This is a genomic window from Bacillota bacterium (assembly GCA_018818595.1).
Taxonomy (GTDB): Bacteria; Bacillota_I; Bacilli_A; order Izemoplasmatales; family Hujiaoplasmataceae; genus JAHIRM01.
In genome coordinates, this window is sequence record JAHIRM010000008.1 from 76,883 (window position 1) to 98,802 (window position 21,920).

At 32.4% G+C, this 21,920-nt stretch carries 18 protein-coding genes; 2 read left to right on the top strand and 16 right to left on the bottom strand.

Annotated elements, in window-relative coordinates:
• Positions 1-68: 68 nt before the first annotated feature.
• From KJ971_02175 to thiI, 7 genes are all read right to left on the bottom strand, one after another.
• Positions 69-356: an N-acetyltransferase gene (locus KJ971_02175; protein MBU1144650.1), complete on the bottom strand. Its 288-nt coding sequence runs from the start codon at positions 354-356 to the stop codon at positions 69-71.
• Between the two features lie 13 nt (positions 357-369).
• Positions 370-1,089, bottom strand: coding sequence for an RNA methyltransferase (locus KJ971_02180; protein MBU1144651.1), 720 nt, complete (start codon positions 1,087-1,089; stop codon positions 370-372).
• An 80-nt stretch (positions 1,090-1,169) separates the two neighbouring features.
• Positions 1,170-6,722, bottom strand: a complete 5,553-nt coding sequence (locus KJ971_02185) for a hypothetical protein (protein MBU1144652.1) — start codon at positions 6,720-6,722, stop codon at positions 1,170-1,172.
• A 179-nt stretch (positions 6,723-6,901) separates the two neighbouring features.
• Positions 6,902-8,824, bottom strand: a complete 1,923-nt coding sequence (locus KJ971_02190) for a beta-propeller domain-containing protein (protein ID MBU1144653.1) — start codon at positions 8,822-8,824, stop codon at positions 6,902-6,904.
• Between the two features lie 79 nt (positions 8,825-8,903).
• Positions 8,904-10,661: a M3 family oligoendopeptidase gene (locus KJ971_02195; protein MBU1144654.1), complete on the bottom strand. Its 1,758-nt coding sequence runs from the start codon at positions 10,659-10,661 to the stop codon at positions 8,904-8,906.
• The gene (locus KJ971_02200; protein ID MBU1144655.1) at positions 10,658-11,197 is read right to left on the bottom strand and encodes a GNAT family N-acetyltransferase; all 540 of its coding nucleotides are present in this window, start codon (positions 11,195-11,197) and stop codon (positions 10,658-10,660) included. Before KJ971_02200 ends, KJ971_02195 begins: the two co-directional genes overlap by 4 nt.
• Complete coding sequence (thiI, locus tag KJ971_02205) at positions 11,194-12,420, bottom strand: tRNA 4-thiouridine(8) synthase ThiI (protein MBU1144656.1); 1,227 nt, start codon at positions 12,418-12,420, stop codon at positions 11,194-11,196. The genes KJ971_02200 and thiI overlap by 4 nt, the downstream gene beginning before the upstream one ends.
• Before the next feature lie 86 nt (positions 12,421-12,506).
• On the opposite strand from thiI, the gene KJ971_02210 reads away from it, so the two are divergent.
• Both KJ971_02210 and rpsD read left to right on the top strand, forming a co-directional pair.
• Positions 12,507-12,989 (top strand): GAF domain-containing protein, encoded by a 483-nt coding sequence (locus KJ971_02210; GenBank protein ID MBU1144657.1) that lies wholly within the window; start codon positions 12,507-12,509, stop codon positions 12,987-12,989.
• Positions 12,990-13,179: 190 nt separating this feature from the next.
• Positions 13,180-13,779: a 30S ribosomal protein S4 gene (gene rpsD, locus KJ971_02215; protein MBU1144658.1), complete on the top strand. Its 600-nt coding sequence runs from the start codon at positions 13,180-13,182 to the stop codon at positions 13,777-13,779.
• 75 nt (positions 13,780-13,854) lie between these two features.
• Here rpsD and KJ971_02220 read toward each other — a convergent pair whose 3' ends face one another.
• From KJ971_02220 to KJ971_02260, 9 genes are all read right to left on the bottom strand, one after another.
• Positions 13,855-15,570 carry a hypothetical protein gene (locus tag KJ971_02220; GenBank protein MBU1144659.1) on the bottom strand — a complete coding sequence of 572 codons (1,716 nt, stop codon included), beginning with the start codon at positions 15,568-15,570 and terminating at the stop codon, positions 13,855-13,857.
• A gap of 96 nt (positions 15,571-15,666) precedes the next feature.
• Positions 15,667-16,425, bottom strand: a complete 759-nt coding sequence (tpiA, locus tag KJ971_02225) for a triose-phosphate isomerase (GenBank protein ID MBU1144660.1) — start codon at positions 16,423-16,425, stop codon at positions 15,667-15,669.
• Positions 16,426-16,439: 14 nt separating this feature from the next.
• Entirely contained in the window at positions 16,440-16,685 is a 246-nt protein-coding gene (locus tag KJ971_02230) for an HPr family phosphocarrier protein (protein ID MBU1144661.1), read from the bottom strand.
• A 190-nt stretch (positions 16,686-16,875) separates the two neighbouring features.
• On the bottom strand, positions 16,876-18,102 hold the full coding sequence (locus KJ971_02235; protein MBU1144662.1) for a phosphoglycerate kinase: 1,227 nt from the start codon (positions 18,100-18,102) through the stop codon (positions 16,876-16,878).
• A 105-nt stretch (positions 18,103-18,207) separates the two neighbouring features.
• Positions 18,208-18,624, bottom strand: a complete 417-nt coding sequence (locus KJ971_02240; GenBank protein ID MBU1144663.1) for a competence protein ComK — start codon at positions 18,622-18,624, stop codon at positions 18,208-18,210.
• 92 nt (positions 18,625-18,716) lie between these two features.
• The gene (gene ugpC, locus KJ971_02245) at positions 18,717-19,850 is read right to left on the bottom strand and encodes a sn-glycerol-3-phosphate ABC transporter ATP-binding protein UgpC (protein ID MBU1144664.1); all 1,134 of its coding nucleotides are present in this window, start codon (positions 19,848-19,850) and stop codon (positions 18,717-18,719) included.
• Positions 19,851-19,929: 79 nt separating this feature from the next.
• The gene (locus KJ971_02250) at positions 19,930-20,484 is read right to left on the bottom strand and encodes a helix-turn-helix domain-containing protein (protein MBU1144665.1); all 555 of its coding nucleotides are present in this window, start codon (positions 20,482-20,484) and stop codon (positions 19,930-19,932) included.
• A gap of 16 nt (positions 20,485-20,500) precedes the next feature.
• Positions 20,501-21,175, bottom strand: coding sequence for a DUF4956 domain-containing protein (locus KJ971_02255; GenBank protein ID MBU1144666.1), 675 nt, complete (start codon positions 21,173-21,175; stop codon positions 20,501-20,503).
• Between the two features lie 21 nt (positions 21,176-21,196).
• The gene (locus tag KJ971_02260) at positions 21,197-21,871 is read right to left on the bottom strand and encodes a polyphosphate polymerase domain-containing protein (protein ID MBU1144667.1); all 675 of its coding nucleotides are present in this window, start codon (positions 21,869-21,871) and stop codon (positions 21,197-21,199) included.
• Positions 21,872-21,920: the final 49 nt, after the last annotated feature.

Sequence of the window (21,920 nt, forward strand, 5' to 3'; positions counted from 1 at the left end):
TTAAGTAACTTATGCAGTGATATTATATCACACAGTGTAGCTAATTTCAAGATATAAATATCAGTATTTTAGGTTTCTTTTTTGGTTTTTACGTTTACAACAATGTCTTGAAAATCAACATTTTTTTTAAACCAAGAAATGGCATAAGGGCATTTTGCAATGATGAGTAAGTCGTTTTTTTTGATATAATCGTAAGCCAATTCCATTAAATGTGAAGCAATTCCTTGTCCTCTTAATGATTCATCAACAAATACATGATTGATATTTACTCTATGATCATCTCTTGCAGGAAAAGTGACTTCAGCTAACAATTTTTGAGATGTATCTATGGCAAAAATTCGATTTATTTCATAAATATATTCCATAGTGTTATCCTTTCCAATTCCTAAAATGATGCATTAATATGCTTCCAGCAACACTTACATTAAGGGATTCCATATTGTCCATTTCAATATATAAATTCGCATTGGTTTTCGCTAAGATTAACTCGTTCACTCCAGACCCTTCATTTCCTAAAATAATGGCTATTTTCTTTACAGAAACAAAAAAGTTGTTCAGATTTTTACCTTCTTTTAAATCCGTACCGATGTAATAATATTCTGGATGTAATTTCATAAAAGTTAAAATGTTTTGCGAAGAAAAATGTAGTTTAAAAATAGCTCCTTGAGAGGCACGAATCACTTTTTGATTGTAGATATCTACTGTGTTTTCATAGACAATGGTTGAATACCCAAAAGCACTAGCACTCCGAATAAGTGTTCCCAGATTTCCAGGATCTTGAATCCCATCTAAAATTAAAACACGATCGGATAAATTTTCAGTGGATGAAATTTTGCATACCGCTAAAATACCTTGAGAGTTTTCAAGATCAGTCATTTTTTTCATAACTTCTTCTGAAACTTGATACGTTTCAAGTTTGAAATCAAGTGTTTTTTCAGTATAGAAAATTCGTTTACACACACCTTCAGAAATAGCTTCTTGAACCAAATGGAATCCTTCAACCACGAATTCCATTGCTTCTAAACGATGTTTTTTTAACTTGAGTTTTAATACATCCTTAATTTTTTCGTTTGTAAGGGAGACTATCATATTTATCACCATTTCTTATTATATCATAAAAAAAAAAGTGGAGCTAAAATTTCGCATTTTAGCTCCACTTGCATTATTGTTTAAGCTGGCAATTGAATTGGTAAGTAAACTACTAATTCTTGAAGAGAATCAATACAGCCTTTAAATAAATCGACTTGTATTAATTGTTCTACTGTTAAAGAAGTAAAGTCATATAGATAAACAACATTTGCTTGCAACATCAAAGCATCAAGGGCTGTTTGAAATGCTAAAATTCTGTTAGCCGCTGTGAATTCATCATTGCCAATTGCTATTTCTACATCATATATAAGACCAATTAAAGTATCGATAATTGCATCTGTATCTAAACTTCCATCCCCTAGTAAAGCAACCAATATATTACTAATTGCTTGTAGTCTAACAAGGTTATCTGCATTATCGTCTTCTGTAGGAAGTAAATTTAGTAATGCCGTTTGATCCATAACAATTTGAATTTTTTCAAGAGTCAAGGAATCTAAGAAACTGTTAAAGATTGGAACTAATGCAAGTATATTTTGGAAATAATCTTCTATGATAATGTTCATAGATAGGATTAATGCAATTTCTTCTGAGTCACTGAAGTCTAACTCACAGTTCCGAATGTAAGATCCCATCACTTGATCTAAGAATAAGGTTAGAGTATCCATTTCTTCTGGTGTAAAGGTTGCATAGAATAAATCTAACATATCAGATATCGCTTGAAGTTTCGTAAGAATAAACAAAGCATTTATTTCTTCTTCTGGATTTCCTTCAAAATTGAAAAATACACTTGCGAAAAAGTTAAGAGTTTCTTCATCTGCATTCATTATAAAATTAGCAAATTCATCAAAAACAATAACTAATACTTCTTTTGAAAGGCCTATATTATCAGGATTACTTAAGTAATCTGCCACAATTAAAATCATTCCTAATTCTGCTTGTGCCATAGCAACTTCAATTTCAAAGAATTGTACATTTCGTGTTAACCGAATCACATCGTTTTGCACAAAATAACGGTCAATTCTCATCGCATCTAAGTAATCACTAAACTCCGTAACTTCATCAGAAGTTGTTAGTGCGTATGCTACTAAATCCTCTAATAAACCTTCATAAATTTCTAAAGCAGCAAAGTAATCATCAGAAGCGTCAAATACAGGAGCGTATAGTACTTGTTGTTCAACACTTAACGAGGACCACAATAAATCGTATGCTTCTAAATCTATTGGGGTTTCACCAATACCATAGCGATAAATCATTAACTCGTTGTAAATCGAACCGCTCCATAAATCAGAATCGCTACCTTCGTAATAAAAATTATCCCACGCGCGGTTTAATTCATTTAAATCAAGTCCTTGGAGCCAAACAGCCTCAGCAAGTTCTTGCGCAACAATATTGATAATACCTGAAATCTCTAAATCAACTTCAGAATCTATTTGAGCAAGTTCTATTTCAGATGCATCCAAAGAAGCAACATAGCCTGCTAAATTATCAAGCAAACTTTGATAATCAAAATACACTGGATTCTTATCTAGATTTTGCCAGAACATATCAACCAACGTATTTACTGCATATTCGGATAAGTCAGCGATACTGACTCCAGAATTTAAGATGGATTGAACCAGAGTTTTGAAATCACTTAAGGTTTCAATTTTTGATACTCCTTGCATCAAATATCCAATTAAGGTGATTCTATAGTATGTAAATTCTTCTGTTGCATCAAATGAGGCCATTAAGCTTGAAATTTCGTCTTCTACTTCCGTTGGTGTTAATTCGTCTCCATACATAGAATAGATTAAATTGACAAAATCTGTATGCTCATAGACAAACACATATGTATCTGTAATGCTTTCAGGGTTTTGAACCACTGAAATAAGATACATCACTCTTTTTTGAGCTTCAAAGATTGATTGCAATTGTAATTCTGTTAAATTTTCAACATCATAATCTTTTATTTCGCTTGCAAGAGCAATGATTGCCGCGATTTGATCTTTATAAATCGTTTGTAAATCTTCTAAATCTGTAAGACTATAATCAAATTCATACATCACATCAAAGTAAACAGTAAGTACTGAATCAATGATGGTTTCATAATCAAATGTACCATCAGTACACAAAGCATCAATGATAGCGGAACCAGCAATCACCTTGGAAGGTAGAGAGCTCATGTCATCCATAATAATTGTCAAATTGTCTATAACAATTTGAATTTTAGCTTCGGTTAGTCCATCTAAAGTATGATACATTACTTCAATCAAGCCTGTAAGCATAACCCAATATTTATCGATTTCAGGCGTAATAACCGTCATAAAGGCTTCAATTTCAGGTCCAGTCTTTCCTTCCATGGTTAACTGAATCTCAATGGCATCTAACAGAAGTGCCTTGACTTTTACAATATCTTCTAAAGACATCGTACTAAAGATTAAGTGAAGTAGCGCTGAGATATCTTCTGAATATCCAAGTATAGCTTCTGGACTTAAGTCAATATCAGGAGTTTCAGGCTCTTCTCCAATAAGGCCATATACTTTCACTGTCGTATTCATTAAAAAGCCAAAGAATACATCAAATGTTTGTGGATCTGAAGCCAGAATCAATTGAGTTACCTCTTCAATGACAATCACTATTACATCTTGAATTAATTGTTGATTATCAAGATCTTGAAGATACGTTTGAAGTAATAATAGTGATGCTTGGTCTGCTTCAATCTGTGCTAATTCAGCTACATATCCTTCTAGAAACGAAGAATAATCAATCATATTTTGATAACAACTAAAATAAGTATATTCGAATTCAGTAAACATTATCGTAACATTAAAGTATTCTAAACTTTCACATTGCAGATACAAAGGATTATATGTATCTGTTTCATATAGTAATAAAGCATTCTCGGCGCTAAACATATCGTCAATTAGATCTTGTTCCTCAGGCTCTAAAGAATTATAGAGTGTATCATAAGCATCTTGCGAAAATGCTGCATTTTCAAAATCCAAGATAGATTCGTAAAAAACAACCATATCTCTTGCATCAATTAACCTTAAAACCGTATAGTACCCAAGAGTATCCATAGCGTTCCAATAGGCTGTATTTGCTTCAATTTCTAAAATAACGCGTTGCATAGCTGCTTCCCAAAAAGCTGTGGCAGTTGCTTGGTATGAAGGATCTAACATGGCTATTCCCATAAGAACTTCCGCATTAATACTATCTAATTCATCAGAATAAAATTCTATATATCCCGTATATTCATCAATTCTATCATTGACAGCAGCAAGTTTATCAATAATAGAATTTGTATTTATGTCATCAACTTTTAAAATAATAAAGTTTAGAATGTATTCTGCAATTGCTTCATTTGAAAAGCCTAAATATATAACTTGATAGAACCAATTTTGGAAATCCGTAAAAGAAGAAATCATTCTTAATTCATTCGCGAAAATCATAATAGTTGATAGAAGATAATAGGTTTCTTCTTCGGATTCATATCCAAATACATCCATATACATTAATAGTTGTGCTTCTGCTTCTTCAAGAGTCATCCATTCATCAGATAAACGATAAATTAAGTCGATAAAATCTTGGTGTTCATAACCAAATGCTATTGGATCTAAAATCGATTCAAATCCATATTCAAACATCATAGCAAACGCTTGAACTCGCGCCAAAAGTTCCTCTAAATTTAGCATATCTTCTGCATCGAGAATTGTAGAAGAATCATATTCTTTAATAATGGCAGAAAGTTCTAGAATACGGGCAATGTTTTCATCAATAGCATCATTTACATCACTTACAATCAATAAGTCTGGATTAAACATGGTTTGTATATCATAATAAAGCTCTGTTAAATTGTGTGTAAGTGAATTAATATCTAAACTGCCATCACTTTGTAAGGTATCAATGAGTGTTGCAATTCCAATGATTCGCTCTTCCATCGTAGCATCTTCTGATTTCATCATTGCAACGACATCAAGAATGATACTTGCTTTTTGCAAAGTAATGGAATCCAAAAATACAATTAAATCATCATAGGTTTCAAAGAAAACATCTACGTAATGATCGACAGCTGCATTTAATTTAACAATTAAAGCAGTTTGTTCTAATAAAGTTAAATCTAATGAACCTACATAAATTGCCGCAAACTCTTTTACTAAAGCTTTCAGATTGTCGGTATCTTCTGTAGTAATAGTAGACTTAATCAAAGTCATTAAATCCGCTATTTGACCTGAATATAGAGCAATCTCTTCCGCGGTTAAATCTTCAAATGAAAAATCTGTTTCACTTGATAAGATTCCAAGTAATAAATCAAATGATTCTTGACTTACACCTAAAATAACCGAATCTAAGATGTCATATATTGTTATCATTAATGTTTTAAGTTTTGCTTGTCCTGCAACACTTCCAAAATACGTTTGCATTAAGATCATCATTTGATGTTGCTCTTGCATGCGCACTAATTCATCTTGGCTTTCTTGCAGTTCAAAACGGATTTGTTGATTTAAATTTCCGAGATTTTCGTAATAAGAATAATAATCGGAATAAACAATTTGAGCAATTGGATTTGAATTATAATCAGTTACACCATATAGAAAATCTTGTTTTGGTAAACGATCTCGATACATTACAGTAGCGTATAACTCGTATTTTTCTAACACATTATCATAAAGTGTTTTTTCTTCAGGTGATAAAGCACCGTAAAGGGTATCAAAAGAGTCTTGATATAGTTCTTGATAATACGTGTCTACATTATAATAAGTATATTGAATCACATCATCCAAATTCCAAATAAGATCTAGATAAGTGCTGATATCAAAAGCAGGATTGTTTTCTGCTTCATCTTGTGCTTGACTAAAAACTGTATTCAATTGGTATTCGTTTATATAAGCATCATAGTAGCCAATACATTCAACACCATAACCTGTACTATTATTACAGTAATCTGTCATTCCACTTCGAATTTGCATCATAGAAAATTCATTTGCCACAATGTCTGCTTGCATTTCAGCAATCAGCGAAGTATAAAAAGTTTCATCAAAATTGTCTGCTGATTCATTCACAAATTGTAATGCTGCATTGGTCATGACATTTGTAACAAATGTTTTGTCAAAGCCCAATGTTTTAGCATTTTGATATAAAGCTTGGAAATCTGTTAAAGTCTCTACTAAATTAAACTCATCCATTAAAGTATCGGATGCAAGTAAAAGATAATAGAGGTCCTGCTCGGAAGTTATTCCAAGGATTGCTTTATAGAAGGCAATTTTCGCTTCTATTTCTTCAGTCGTTGGTGTAGTGTCTCCCGCTTTAGCAATTATGTAATCAATTAAATCTTGGCGTACAAACAATTCTCCATCTGTAGTAGTCGTCGTTGTCGTTCCAGAAGAAGTTGTTGTCGTCAAAGTTTGAGTGGTTGTAGTTGTTCCGGTATTAACGGTCGTTGTTGTCGTTGTCGTCGAAGTTCCGGAAGTTGTAGTAGTGATAGTCGTTGTCGTTGTTCCAGAAGTTTCTGTCGTAATTGTTGTCGTGGTGTCTGTAGTATCAGAGGTTGCTGCAGTCGTAGTCGTAGTTGTTGTTCCACCAAAAAGGTCACAACCAGCTAACGCAAAAGTAAAAACAAATAACAAAAAAATTGATATAATCTTTCGTTTCACAAAATATCCCTCCTATTAAAATAGTGTTATTCTATTTGTTCCAATTTAAATATATCATGATTTAAAAAAAAAATCTACATGACTTTCGTTATATTTTAAGCTTTTTGTTATATTATATTATTCTAATAATATACGAAAAAAAAAAGAGCCTTTTGAAAAGGGCTCCTCTAAAGCAATTATTAATCGATTGGAGACACTGGAGATGAATAAATATTGCTGAAATAATCTGGATCTAATTCTGTTGATTTTAGTAATTGAAAATCGTTTGCCATATCATACATTTGAATTTTCGAATAGGAAACAGTATAAATTTTATCTCCTATCATTACGGTGCGATCAATTGAATCAAAATACCAATAATAGTTAACTGATTCTTCTTGATAATGTGATAACTTTGCAACAAGTTCTAAATCACCTGAGTAAAATGCTTTAAATACGTATACGCTTTGAGAATATTGATAATAGTTTTCATAGTATTCATAGATTGGAATGGCCACGTACATGAAATCTGCTCCATCTGGTTCATATGTCACAAAAGCTTTATGATCATATTGAACATCAGTATAACTGTATTCTCCTTCAACTAAATACGTTTCGAGAGTAACAGGAATATCTTCTAACGTGTTGTATATTGCGACTTTGACTCCAGTAAAGCGAGTCCAATCACCAGAAGTTTCGGCTTGTCTTCCGACTCCTATCATTAAGGAATCACTAATTTCATGAAGATAATCTGATACGCCATCTTCATATAATTCTCCAAGAATAAGAGGGTTTTCTGGGTCGCTTAAATCGAGTTTATAAAGAGGATCGGTTTGAATAAAAGTTACAACGTATGCATAATCTTCACTAAATCTTACTGCATAAATTCTTTCTCCTGGTTTTCCAAGTCCAGATAACGTTTGAATTTGAGTCATAGATTCAAGCGAAGTTGCATCCAGTAAGTATAACTCATTTGTAATGCTCCAAGATTCAGGAAAATAACTATAACCTGTTGTTGCAATTCGAAATACACCATTATATTCATCCATTGAAAATTGGTTTAGTGGCGATCCATTTACTTTACCAATTGCTTGATAGACTAATTCATTTTCAATAATTTCAAATCTTAGAATATAAGTATTGTAAGTATAAGTTTGTTCTACTACATCATAAGTGTTGCGATAAATAATCGTATACAGATTATTTAAACTCATATAGATTTGATAACTACTTCCAAGATATGCTTTTACATTGGCTTCTTCATCGGTATCAACTGATATGGATGCAAGAAGTAAATACCCAAACGATTGATTGTCATTTGGCATGTAATAGATATTTTCTGCTGGTAAATTAATTAAATCGCTACTTATAGTAGAATCACGATACTGTGGAACAAAATTATCATCGCTAAATCCGTAGTTGATTGTATAATTATCCATTACTAAATAAAGATATCCGTCAATCATACGGCTATTTACAAGGTAAGTACTATCGAAATAGACTCTTTTTGTAATGGAAATGTTTTCCATATCTGAAGTATCAAATACATTTACACTGGTTCCATAGGAGTAATAACTCCAGTAATAGACATCTTCTAATTTTGTTTCATCATAAAGATATTCATTTGCTATGATAACAATCTTATCATTATAAAGATACATTCCTGTTAAATATCCGTTTTCAATCGTATAGGAATATACAATTTCTAATGATAAAGCATCAATAATAAAGAATTTTTGATTTGATAAAACGTAAATATTTATTCCATCGGTTAAGATACGATCTGATTCAGATACCCCTTCTACTTGGTCATTGGTTTCACTATGACTTATTGGAGTGGTTGACTGTGAAGAATCTTCTGCTCCTGACATGTATACCCCTGTAGTCAAAATTGTATTTTCTGCTAACATGTTTGAATTCTGATACAGATAAATATCATCATTCTTATCATAAAAAGAGTTTAAATAGGTTTTTAATTCATCATAACTTTTAAAATTTCCAACCGTTTCTACCGTTGGAAGTTCAGATGTTTCTCTTGAGTCTTGACATGCATATAACCCTAAAGATAAGATAAGGGTCAGAAGTATTACTAAGTATCTTTTTAATTGAATTATTTTTTTCATTATATTCCTCCTACTCATTCACTAATATAAACAAATGAAACTTACGTTTTGTTGGAGAAAAGAAAAAAAGAGTAAGAATCTACTCTGTTAATTCTAAAAACATATCGATATCTTTCTTTAGTAGTTCTAAAGAGGCAACCCAGAAAGATTTCTTCGTAATATCAATGCCTGCAATCATAGCGGCATCTTCTACCATATTTTTTCCGGTTGCTGATAGTAACAAATCATACATTTTCACAAAAGAGGATTTATCTTCAAGATATTTTGCATATAACCCTTTTGCAAACAACAATCCAAAAGCATATGGGAAATTATAGTAACTTAAGCTTCCTCTATAATAATGTGATTTGCAAAGCCACATGTAAGGATGTAATAGATTTTCATCTAAGCCATCTCCATACGTTTTCTTTTGCGCAGATAACATCATTTCTTTTAATTCGTTTTCATCAAAAACAGTTGTTTTACGTCCTTCAAGTACTGCTCTTTCAAATAAGAAGCGAGACATAATATCTACTGTAACTTGAGTGTAATCTTGAATAGATGATTCTAATAAATAGATTTTTTCTTCAACAGAAGTGGCATCATTTAATGCCGCTTTATTGACGATTGTCTCACAGAATGTCGACGCTGTCTCAGCAACTGGCATTGTGTATTCTGCATTTAAAACCGATTCAGTAAAAATTGCTTCACCATGATAGGCATGCCCTAGTTCATGAGATAAGGTAATGATATCTCCGAATACTCCAGTGAAATTGGTTAAAACACGGCTTTCCTTAATCACATGAATATTGGCACAGAATGCGCCACCTTCTTTTCCGCTTTTTGGAGAGTAGTCTACCCATCCTTCTGTAAAGGCTTTATTTGCCATTTCATATAACCGATTATTAAATGTTTTAAAGTTTTTTAAGACATAGGCATTGGCTTCTGGTATGGTATAACTTTTAGATAAATTTCCAATTGGTGCGAAAAGTTCGTAAAAAGGAAGTCCTGAAGTATAACCAAGTAATTTTGCTTTTCTTTTTAAATATTTTCGGAAAACTGGTAAATATTCTTCAATGGAGGAAATCAATACATCCAATGTCGATTGTTTCATTCTGCTTTGATCTAAGGCTTGTTCTAAAGCGCTCGAATATCCTCTTAGTTCAGAAAGAGTATTTACTTCACCCTTAATTGAATTTAAAGAAAAGGCGATTGGCTTTTCAATAGCTTTATAAGCTTTTAATTCTGCTTCATAAGCCGCTTTTCTCACTTTTGGGTCTTTATCAAAGGCTAAATTTCTCACTTCAGATAAGGTGATTTCTTTTCCCTCATAGTCTACTGTCAAAGTGGATGTCAACAAAGATTGAAGTCTTCCCCAAGACGTAGATCCTGTTTGGGTTAATTTAGCGATTAAGGCTTCTGTTTTTTCGTCTAACATATGACTTGCTTGTAATATGATTTCATGTAAGTGAAATTCATGTTCTTTTAGAAACGGTATTTTTTGAATAGATAAATCAATATCAGGATAATTCTTTAACCATTTTTTGTAAAGTGTCTCAACGATGGTCAATTCTGTAAATTTCATTTGCAAAGATGTTAAGTATTTAATTGCTTTTTGGTTCGTCGAATCTGTTGATTGTTTTAAAAAAGCAAAATGAAATAGCTTTGTTGCTAGGTCAGCAATTTCAATCTCTTTTTCAAGGTAATGGACAAGTTTTGCTTCTTTGTCATCATAATTTGCGAAAAGTGGTTCTTGACTTTTAAATTTCTCAATCAAAAGATCTGCTTTTGCATAGTCTTTTTGAAAAACTTCATCCTCAAAACTAAGATATAATTTGTCTAAATTCCATGTGTTCATTGTCTCTCTCCTTTATTAAAATAATTTTCTTTTGTTAATACATATACTTTTGAAGTTTTGATTCCATAAGATTTTGTATCATGTTCAATTTCTTTTTCATAAATAAATCCACACTTTTCAATGACTCTTTGAGATTTAAAATTTTTGATATAATGCATCACTTTAACTTTTGAAACTTGTTGTTCTGTAAATGCAAATTCTAAAGCGCTTCTGCAAGCCTCAGTCATAAATCCTCTTCCTTCATAATTTGTTGATAAAACGTATCCTAGTTCTGTGACTTCATCTCCGGATAAATCAATGCGCTTATGAAGTCCAACTGAGCCAATGACTTTATTGTTTTCTTTTAACACAATGGCCCAAGTATCATCATCTTTCATAAATCTCGATATAATCATTTGTGATTCTTCGATATTTTCGTGAGGTTTCCATCCTGCATTTGGTCCTACCGTAATCATTTGAGCATATTCGAATAAATCTTTTGCATCTTCAACTTTCCACTCTCTTAAATACAATCTTTGACTTTCTAGTGCTTTCATTCTAAGGCCTCAGCCACTGTAAATCCTTTTTGAATAATATCAAAATGATTGAATGCTTCAACCGTGAGTGTTTTTGTTTGAAGAAGGGCTGTTTCAATTAATTGCTCAAAATCAATGTTTCTCTCATAATTTTTCGCTATATAGGATTGTGGTCTAATAACCGGTTTTTTAGGAATATATACCGAACAACAATCTGAAAAAGGTCTATCTGATATATCTTGAGTATGAATTTTTCTTGCAAGGCTCATAATATCTATTTTATCATAAGTAGAAAGAGGTCGAATGATTAAAGATGAAGTCACTTCACTGATGCAAGTTAAACTTTCTAGTGTTTGTGAAGCAACCTGACCGATCGAATCTCCGGTAAGAATGGCTAAACACTTTGTTTTTTCTTGAAGTTTAGCTGAAATACGATACATCATTCTTCTCATGATGGTGATAACATAAGCTTCTGGGACTTTTTTAATAATCTCTTCATGAATTATTCGAAAAGGAATTAAGTGAAGTTGAATTCGATTATTAGGAGCGTATCTTGCAAGTATTTCTGTTAAATCAATTACTTTTTGAACCGATTCAAGCGGGGTGAGTGGTGTTGACTCAAAATGAATGCATTCAATTTCCATACCTTTTTTCATACCAAGGTATCCTGAAACGGGAGAATCAATTCCTCCGCTTAGCATAAGCAATGCTTTCCCTCCGAGTGGAACGGGAAAACCACCTATTCCTCTTATCTGTCCTATGTATAGATAAGCTCCTTCTAAACGAACTTCTATATTTAATAAGATAGTAGGGTGGTGAACATCCACACTTAAATAAGGTGCTTGTCGTAATACTTTCCCTGCTACAGAAGAAGATATTTCCATAGAAGTCTGTAAAAAATCTTTGTTTGCTCTTTTGGTATCAATTTTAAAAGTGGTTGGTGTTTTGCCTGAAAACTCATCAATCATTTTTAAAGCAGATTTTGTAATATCATCTAAATTTGCTTCGCATTTTGTAACCAAACTATAGGAATAAAGGCCTGTAACGTAATCTAGTTTCTTCACAACTTCTTGGTAATTAAGACCATTTAAAATAATATAAACTCTGTCGTGATTAAAATCATATGTCACATTTAAACCCACTAGTTTATCTGTGATCAATTTGTTCACGGCACTAATAAAATATTTTTTATTTTTTCCTTTAATCGTTAAATCTCCATAACGCACTAAAATTCGATCATACATAACAAAACCTCGCTTTATTCTATTCATATTTTACCATAAAACTTGTGAATTTCACGAATTTATTATATAATTTTCCTGGTGATAATATGTTTATACATTCAGAAAACGAAGAATTAAGAACTAAAATCAATAATTCATTTCTTGAAACGCTTAAAGGGTATCTTGATTCAAAATTACCGGTTGTAACTAATCTTGCAAACATGTCTGCAATTATTTTTGCATCTTTTCAAGAGATTAATTGGGCTGGCTTTTATTTATTCAACGGACAAAATCTTTATCTTGGACCTTTTCAAGGTCTTCCAGCTTGCGTTGAAATCGCTATCGGAAGTGGGGTTTGTGGCACTTCAGCTTTAAAAAGAGAAACGATTGTTGTAAAGGACACTCATGCCTTTACAGGACATATCGCATGTGACAGTAATTCCTTGTCTGAAATTGTTATTCCAATTATTAAGAATAACGCCCTAATTGGGGTCTTAGATATCGATAGTCCTGTCATCAATCGCTTTGATGAAATTGACAAATTTACCTTTGAGAAAGCGGTAAATCTTTTGGTTGACATTTTAGTGTGATTGGGTTATAATACTACCTGCGCATGTAATAAAAAGCAGTTGTTTTAAAGATGTTTTACTCAGTGATTGTTCCAAAAACGGTTTGGAAGTATTGTTAACTGCTTAACAAGAACCCATCAAAACAATCAAAGTATCCGTCTTCTAAACTCCTCAGATGTTACACGTAAATCTATAGTAAGGAGGATTATATATGTCAAGATTTTTAGGATCAGGGTGGAAAGTATCACGTAGATTAGGTTATTCAATAACCGAAACCGGTAAAGAACTTAACAAACGTCCTTATGCTCCTGGACAACACGGGCAAAAACGGACAAAACTTTCAGAGTACGGGGTTCAGTTACAAGAAAAACAACGTGTACGTTACACGTATGGTGTTAACGAAAAACAATTTCGTAAAACATTCAATGAAGCTAAAAAAATGCCAGGAAAACAAGGTGCAAACTTTTTATTCTTATTAGAATCTAGATTAGATAATTTAGTTTATCGTTCTGGTTTTGCAAGAACAAGACAACAAGCAAGACAACTTGTCAATCATGGTCATATCTTATTAGATGGAAAAAAAGCATCCATTCCATCCATAAGAGTAAAACCTGGTCAAGTGATCAGTGTGAAAGAAACTTCTAAAACATTAGTGATTATTAAAGATGCATTAGAAGCTGTAATAAGCAGACTTGAATTTATTTCTTTTGATGACAATAAAAACGAATCAACTTATCTCCGTTTACCGGAAAGAAGCGAAATTCTAGCAGAAATCAAAGAAAATCTTATCGTTGAACTTTACAACAAATAATCGTAATAACACATTCAAATTGAATGTGTTTTTTTTTGAAAATAAAAAAGCGCTCACTATTGAGCGCATTTTGTTTTATCCAACAGTATTCATGCTTTCGATAATTCCATAAAAATCTTCTGGAGTTAAATACGTTGTTAAATTTGATAATCGATAAAATTGATCAAGTGGAACTCCAAGTTCAACGGTTTCATAAGTAGAGTACGTTAAATTCATAGGAGAGGACATAACCATGACTGCTCCGTTTGGTAAAACAATAGCCTTAATGGAACAAGCTCCACCACCACTTCTAGCGCCAATAACTTTGGCCAATCCCAATTCTTGAGCAAGAGCTGTAAAATAATTTGCTGCACTATAGGTAGCTGAAGAGGTTACAATATAAAAATCTGCGTCAATGGCATAATCTCCTTCTACTTCATAAGTATAAGAGCTTCTCGCCCCATCTGAAATGGTATAAAAAGAGAGATCGTCATTTGTCATGTAATTTAACATTTGGAAGACTCCAGCTAAAACTCCACCGCCATTACAAGCAAGGTCGATTACGATTTTACTCGGTGCGGCTGCAATGATTTGATTCATATAAGGTTCGATGTCTAATCTAAAATTTTCGGTAAAACTGTTAAATCTAAAATAGGCCAAATCTTCATAAAAATCAACTTCAAAATATTCGTCAGGCAAAATATCGCATTCACATCCGCCATAATAATCTTTATAGAATTTGTTATAGTATGCTGTATATTCTATTAAGGATCCTGGGTTGTAATAACTGGCTGTGTGTCCAGTAGAAATAATGGCAGTATGCCCATCGAGTAATGACAAAGAAAATTGCCATAATTGTTCTTCAAAAGAATCTGTTTTTGTGAAATTGATAATATCATCAAAATCAGAGATGTTTTTATAATCTTTTAACCCGTAAAAAGTATTAAACACAAAGATTAAGAATTTCTCTGATTCTTTTCTCATATCAGATGTTAAATCATTGTTATATCTTACAGGGTCGGTGAGTGAAGTTCTGATATCACCAATTTGATAGGTATCCACTCCATATAAATAATCGCCATTGTTAATGACATCAAACATCGATCCAGTAAGGAAAAGATTTGCGATGGATAACGGAATGGTATAGAAGGTTTCACCTTCAATTTCCAAAATACTAAATCGGAAATTATAGTCAGATAAATCTGCACTAAATGCTGGTAATTCTTCTTCTTCATAACTTGAAAGCGTTAATCCAAGAGAAAAATCCGTCTCGGTATTTCCTGTAAAATAGTCAAAACTATCAATGGATGGTGCAGTAACTACCGTATTGTCAAAATCAAAGGTAACGTATTCGCGCCAATAATCGTCCACTGGACATAAGTCCATACTTTCTACTTCTGTATCACAAGATTCTATGTACACACTCACTTGATTTGCTAGAACTTCAACTTGCACGTTTTCATCGATAATTCCAAGTAGTAGCCTCACGAATTCTTCGATATCTACGAAAGGAATTCCCTCTTTATAAGGATAATAATAAAAGGTTAGAGTATCAATCGGATCTTCTCTTACAAATTCTTCAGAATAATTGATGAATTCGATGTCTTTTGTCATATAAAACCACTCTTCAGTTGTCGTTTGTGTTGTTGTTGAAACTGTAGTCGTTGTAGTGTTTCCTATCGTTGTTGAAACAGTCGTTGTCGTTTCGCCATCTGTCGTTACTGAAGTAATTTGAGTTCTAGTTTGTTCTGTACAACCAATTAAACTAAATAAAAATATAAGTAGTACAAAGAAAGTTAATATTTTTTTCATAATTGCCTCCAAGAATGTTTTTTCTATTGTAACATATTTGACAATATTTTCAAGGTATCCTATAAAAAAAGAATCGGATTTTCCGATTCTTATTCTTTATTTTTTCACTGCGGCATTTGCCATATAGATGAATTTATCGGGATCCAAAGAGGCCCCTCCGATTAAAGCTCCATCAATATGTGGCATTGCTAGTAATTCATCAATATTTTCTGGCTTTACAGAACCACCATATTGAATTCGAATGGACTCACTTACTGAACTTCCATACATATCTTGAATAACGCTGCGAATGTATTTACACGATTCATTCGCCATTTCTGAAGTTGCTGTTTTACCAGTTCCAATTGCCCAAATCGGTTCATATGCCAAGATCACGTTATCCATATCTATTTGACTAACATTGGCAAATGCTTTTTCTAATTGAGCTTTTAAAACTTGATTTGTCAGATTGTTTTCTCTTTCTTCAAGATGTTCTCCGATACAAACAATTGGCATTAAGTCATTTCTTAAAGCTGCAATGACTTTTTTATTTACAATCTCATCGGTCTCTAAAAAGATATTTCTTCTTTCACTATGTCCAACAATGACGTATTCCACATTATAACTATTTAACAACGCACCTGAAACTTCTCCAGTATAAGCGCCTTCATCTTCATAGCATAAATTTTGAGCACCGATTCTAAGGTTGTCTCCTTGACGTTTCACAAGACAACGCATTAAAGGCGCTTGTGCAAAAACGATGGTTTCAACTTCTTCGATACTTGGCATCATTGTCGAAACTTTTAAAATAAAATACAGCGCTTCATCACGCGTTTTAAACATTTTCCAGTTTCCAGCAATAATTGGTTTTCTCATTTTCTTAACCAAAATTATCCTAAAATCTTTTCAATATCATTGATTGCGCTTTCGGCATTTTCACCTATAGCGATTAGTTTTACATTTTCCCCTTGAGGAACGGCTAAACTCATTAAACCTAAAATAGATTTAGCATCTATTGTCACATGAGCGTAAACTAATTTAATATCAACATCATATTTACTTGATGTTTGAACTACTTTTGAAGCCAGTTCAGCGTGTAATCCTGCTGTGCTTTTAATAGTAATTATTTTTTCCATTCTTATTTCTCCTTTTTTTATTTCAACGTTTTATTAATTATTGTAAGTAACGCTTCTTTTTTAGTATTTTGATTTAAAAGGCATTCAAAATATAGGTTGCCAATTAAACCCTTACCTATTCTATACTTTTTTTGGTAATCTTTCAAGGATTATTCACTGCAAAAGAAAAAGTTGTCTTAAAAAGTAAAGTTTAATTGCATTCACAATCCGATCCACAACCGCATGATTCTTGGTCATCTAATGCGACAACTCCTGGAAGCTCTTTGCCCTCAAGGTATTCTAAGGAAGCTCCCCCTCCTGTTGAAATATGAGTGAATTTATCTTGATAACCCATTTGAATAGCAGCTGCGGCAGAATCTCCTCCACCGATGATTGTTTTTGCATCTTTTAAGTTAGCTAAAATCTCACAAATTGCTCTAGTTCCTTTGGAAAAGTTTTCAAATTCGAAAACACCAAGGGGTCCATTCCATACCACTGTTTTAGCATTTTTTAATTCTTTTTTAAATAATTCAATGGTTTTTGACCCTACGTCTAAGCCCATTTCGTTATCTTGAATTTTTTTATAGGTTGTTGTATGGAAAGGTGCATCCTCTTTAAACTCTTCAGAAACAACCAAATCAATCGGTAAAATAATCTTGCCATTTGCTTTTTCTAGAAGAGATTTAGCTAAGTCAACCTTATCATTTTCTACAATAGACGTTCCAATGTTAAATCCTAAAGCTTTCATGAAGGTATATGCCATACCTCCACCAATTAAGATTTTATCCGCTTTATTTAATAAATTTTCAATGACTCCAATTTTATCTGAAACTTTTGCACCACCAAGAATAGCCACAAATGGTCTTGCAGGGTTATCAACAGCATCACCAATGTAACGCAATTCTTTTTCCATTAAAAATCCAGCTACTGCTTCTAAATGACTTGCAATTCCCACGTTGGATGCATGAGCGCGATGTGCCGTTCCAAATGCGTCATTTACAAATACATCTCCAAGACTTGCCCAGTATGCACCTAATTCTGGATTATTTTTCGACTCTTTATTTCCATCTATGTCTTCGAAGCGAGTGTTTTCAAACATCAAAACTTCACCATCATTTAATTGGTTAATAGCTTCTTCTAATTCTATACCTCTTGTAAAAGGAATAAATTTAACGGATTGATTTAAAAGTTCTGCCAACCGATTAGCTACTGGTGCTAACGATGCAGATGCTTTATCTGCTTCTGTTTTCACTCTACCCAAGTGACTAAATAATATTACTTTTCCTTTTTCATCTAAAAGGTATTTTATGGTAGGTAACGCTTGTACTATTCGATTATCATCAGTAATCATTCCATCTTGCATCGGAACGTTAAAATCTACTCTAACAAGCACTTTTTTTGAAGCTACTTGAATGTCTTCAATTGTTTTCTTTTTCATTTTATTCCTCCTTATAGGATAAACATATAACACTATTTATTATACTATCTATGGTCTAAAAATACTACTTAAAAATACCGCCTTTTTCAAAATGAAAGCATTTTCTTATTCGTTTTTTGCCTTTTCAAGATAATCTAAGATTCTTTTTGCTTTTTCATATTGTTTTATAAAACCATATTTTTTTTCTAATTTCATTTCGTGATTGTTTCGAAAAGATATGTATAATTTGCTGCCTTTTAGAATCGAAAAATGTTCTATACTATGATAATTAAGATAGAAACTTGTTTTAGAGCGATATCCAATCAAAGGAATTAGTAAAGTTGATTCGTTAATAAAAATCGGAATTTTCGCCTTAAAATGAAACACTTTCTTTGTCGCTTTCAATCTTCCTTCTAGTGTTGAAAGCGTTTCAAGCAACAACTCATTTAAGTAGCCAATTAATGTGCGATCATATAAGAAAACATCATGTTCTTTTGCCACTTTTACGAAATCTTCTTTTGTCTTTTCTATATAATGGATCATATTCTTACCCCTGTTTTAATATAGCACAAAAGTGAAAGAATTCTTGTTGATAAAATTCGAAAAAAAAACCACCTAGAAGGTGGTTCTAATAATTATTGAACTGTATCTTGTCTTACTGGGGATGCTTTAACGATTCTGTGTTCGTGATCAACATCAAAGAAATGACATTTGTTCATGTTAAAAGCAAGTTCAATGGTATCTCCTATGTGAATGTCTGAACGAGCGTTTACTTTGGCAATAATATTTGTTTTAGCAACTGCGATATGAATATTTGTTTCAGCCCCTAGTAACTCGGCAACGTCTACTAAGAATTTTGCTTTTGAATCTTTATAAGTTTCTAAAGCAACTAATTCATCATGCATATCTTCTGGACGTGTTCCTAATACTACTTGATGATTCAAATAATCTTTGTCTTTTAATAATTGGAATTTAGGTTCTGGAATTTTTAATTTTAAATTCTCGCAATAAAAATACCCATCATCTTGCACTTCACCTGTTAAAAAGTTCATGGCTGGAGTTCCAATAAATCCACCAACAAACATGTTGTTTGGATTGTCATAAATTTCTTTTGGAGCACCTATTTGTTGAATTCTTCCATCTTTCATAACAACAATTCTTGTAGCCATTGTCATGGCTTCAATTTGGTCATGCGTTACATAAATGGTTGTAGTTCCTAACCGTTCATGAAGTTTAATGAGTTCCGCTCTCATAGCTACACGTAATTTAGCATCTAAATTAGATAATGGCTCATCCATTAAGAACACTTTCGCGTCTCTTACAATCGCTCTACCTAATGCCACACGTTGTCTTTGTCCACCTGATAAAGCTTTTGGTTTACGATCAAGGTATCCTGTTAAGCCTAAAATATCAGCTGCGTTTTTAACGCGTTTTTCAATTTCATCTTTTGGCATTTTTCTTAGTTTTAATCCAAATGCCATATTATCGTATACAGTCATATGTGGATACAGTGCATAAGATTGGAAAACCATCGCAATGTTTCTATCTTTCGGAGCTACATCATTTACTAATACATCATCAATATAAAGCTCTCCTGCTGTAATTTCTTCAAGTCCTGCTACCATTCGAAGTGTAGTGGATTTTCCGCATCCAGAAGGACCAACAAATACGATAAATTCTTTATGTTTTACTTCTAGTGAAAAATCAAAAACTGCTTGTACGCCATTGTCGTAAACTTTGTCTAATCCTTTAAATGTTAAAGTTGCCATAATTTCCTCCTAATATCTAAATCTTCTTTTTAAGTATACTAAATTAATGGCGTAAAACCTATATGCAAACTGCACAAATTTAAATTCGAAATAACAAATAGATGGCAAGAGCTCCTTCAAACGTTCTAATATCAATTCTAGATTGTTTCACAAAGTGGTCCAGCCGGTAATTGAGTGTATTTCGATGCATAAATAATCTTTTTGATGCTTCGGAAGCATTTAAATTTGATTCGATAAAGCCAATGACAGATTCAATGGTTTCAATTCCACAAAGGGAATAGTAATAATTTTTTAATAATGATTTGGTTTCGTTTAGATGAGATAATACAATCTCGGGAATAATGGTTTGAATCTCATATACGCCTGGATTCATTTTCGGTAAAACTTGGAGAATGATATTTGCATCAAATCCTTGTGATTTCGGAACGATGAATGCTGTAAAATCTTGATAAAACTCTTGCATAGCCATTTCTCGCAAATGATTATAATCTCGATCTTCATAGGCGGATTCATCCGTAATCATAAAGAGGTTTTCACTAAGCTTCTTAACATATAAATCTTCAAACCCATTCAAAAAAGCGATTAACGTATCGTAATCGATATTTTTATAATAAAGATAAATGATTTGGCTCATGAAAAGACCCTCCTATTTATAAAACGTAATCGCCCCTATAACTTAAAAGCATGACTTGAGAAACCCCTTCAAGTTTACGAAGAGGCTCAATTTTCTTTTGAAAACCTTTTGTTCCTCTGACTTCAAATGTAAATTCAGCTTTTTCTTTTTGAATCGATTTATTTCTTATGGAATATTTCTTATAAATTTGTTCTACTTCTTTCAATAAAAAGTCTTCATTGTATGTTCCTTCAAAATTTACAATCAAAATATAAGGAGTAGTAAATATTTCTAAGGCTTGAACAAAAAGAATACATAGTCCGATAACTACACTACCAATGATTGCAAGTACGCTTGAGTTCGCTCCAACGGTAATACCAATCCCTATGGACCAAAACATAAAAATAGTGTCTAAGGGGTTCTTTATCGCGGTTCTAAATCTGACAATTGATAAAGCTCCAACCATTCCTAGAGATAATATGACATTACTTGATACCGCCATAATAACCATGCAAGTAACCAATGCAGAGATAGGTAACGTCATGGAAAAACTTTTGTTATAGACGGTTGTTTGATAACTAAGCTTATAAATAAACAAAACCCATAAACTAATAAATAAAGTAATGAGTAAATTTAAAACAATGTCTAATACAGATAAATCAAGAGATTCAAGTTCTCCTAAGATATCTATAATTGATAAAAATAATTGCATCTTCTTTTTCTCCTTTTTCCATTATATTTCAAGCAAAAGCCAACTCATATAAAACTTAGAGTATGATAATACTTGTAAATTTTTATAAAAAACAATTTTGTGAATGAAATCTGGCAATATTCCAGTATATTTAACTTCTAAAATCATTGTTCTTGGTTCTAAGATTTTTCGTTTGCTTGAAATACTACGATCGAATAAGTATCCACAGATATCTTTATCAAAAGTAATTCTTACGTCCCCTTCAGGATAAGTGTAGGCTTCTCTTTTATAATCTACGTATAATCTAGGTCGTAAATCATCGCATTTCATTCGAATCAAAATAGCTTGAATTAACGGTTCATCTATAAATTGATACAATACAGGATAATCTCTCAAAATAAGGGCTTGCGCCAATTCATCAGAGATCCACATGGATTGTTTGTTTGTCATATTTCCAACTTTTGTTTTGTACTCCAATCGTTTCTCGCTGGATGAATAGGTTCGAATTCGAAACTTCTGATGAAATTCAATTCCATCCGCTTTTTCAAAAATGCGAGAATCATAAAAATCATCGAAATAAAGGGAGTGAAGAAAGTATTCGTCTTCATCGATTTCTGCATGAATATCTAAATTCATAATTAACTGAAGTTGATTTTTAAGTTTTACATATTCATCAATGGTAATGATGAATTTCAACTCCGTTCTAGATAATTCCATCAAAACACATCCCTTTAAATAATAAAATGCCGACTAATTGTCAGCATTT

Coding starts and splice junctions, on each gene's coding strand:
- KJ971_02200 (MBU1144655.1), bottom strand. CDS start 11,197: ATGAAAGCACTAGAAAGTCAAAGATTGTATTTAAGAGAGTGGAAAGTT.
- KJ971_02180 (MBU1144651.1), bottom strand. CDS start 1,089: ATGATAGTCTCCCTTACAAACGAAAAAATTAAGGATGTATTAAAACTC.
- KJ971_02195 (MBU1144654.1), bottom strand. CDS start 10,661: ATGAACACATGGAATTTAGACAAATTATATCTTAGTTTTGAGGATGAA.
- tpiA (MBU1144660.1), bottom strand. CDS start 16,425: ATGAGAAAACCAATTATTGCTGGAAACTGGAAAATGTTTAAAACGCGT.
- KJ971_02250 (MBU1144665.1), bottom strand. CDS start 20,484: ATGAGCCAAATCATTTATCTTTATTATAAAAATATCGATTACGATACG.
- KJ971_02260 (MBU1144667.1), bottom strand. CDS start 21,871: ATGGAATTATCTAGAACGGAGTTGAAATTCATCATTACCATTGATGAA.
- ugpC (MBU1144664.1), bottom strand. CDS start 19,850: ATGGCAACTTTAACATTTAAAGGATTAGACAAAGTTTACGACAATGGC.
- KJ971_02210 (MBU1144657.1), top strand. CDS start 12,507: ATGTTTATACATTCAGAAAACGAAGAATTAAGAACTAAAATCAATAAT.
- KJ971_02190 (MBU1144653.1), bottom strand. CDS start 8,824: ATGAAAAAAATAATTCAATTAAAAAGATACTTAGTAATACTTCTGACC.
- KJ971_02240 (MBU1144663.1), bottom strand. CDS start 18,624: ATGATCCATTATATAGAAAAGACAAAAGAAGATTTCGTAAAAGTGGCA.
- KJ971_02220 (MBU1144659.1), bottom strand. CDS start 15,570: ATGAAAAAAATATTAACTTTCTTTGTACTACTTATATTTTTATTTAGT.
- thiI (MBU1144656.1), bottom strand. CDS start 12,420: ATGTATGATCGAATTTTAGTGCGTTATGGAGATTTAACGATTAAAGGA.
- rpsD (MBU1144658.1), top strand. CDS start 13,180: ATGTCAAGATTTTTAGGATCAGGGTGGAAAGTATCACGTAGATTAGGT.
- KJ971_02255 (MBU1144666.1), bottom strand. CDS start 21,175: ATGCAATTATTTTTATCAATTATAGATATCTTAGGAGAACTTGAATCT.
- KJ971_02235 (MBU1144662.1), bottom strand. CDS start 18,102: ATGAAAAAGAAAACAATTGAAGACATTCAAGTAGCTTCAAAAAAAGTG.
- KJ971_02230 (MBU1144661.1), bottom strand. CDS start 16,685: ATGGAAAAAATAATTACTATTAAAAGCACAGCAGGATTACACGCTGAA.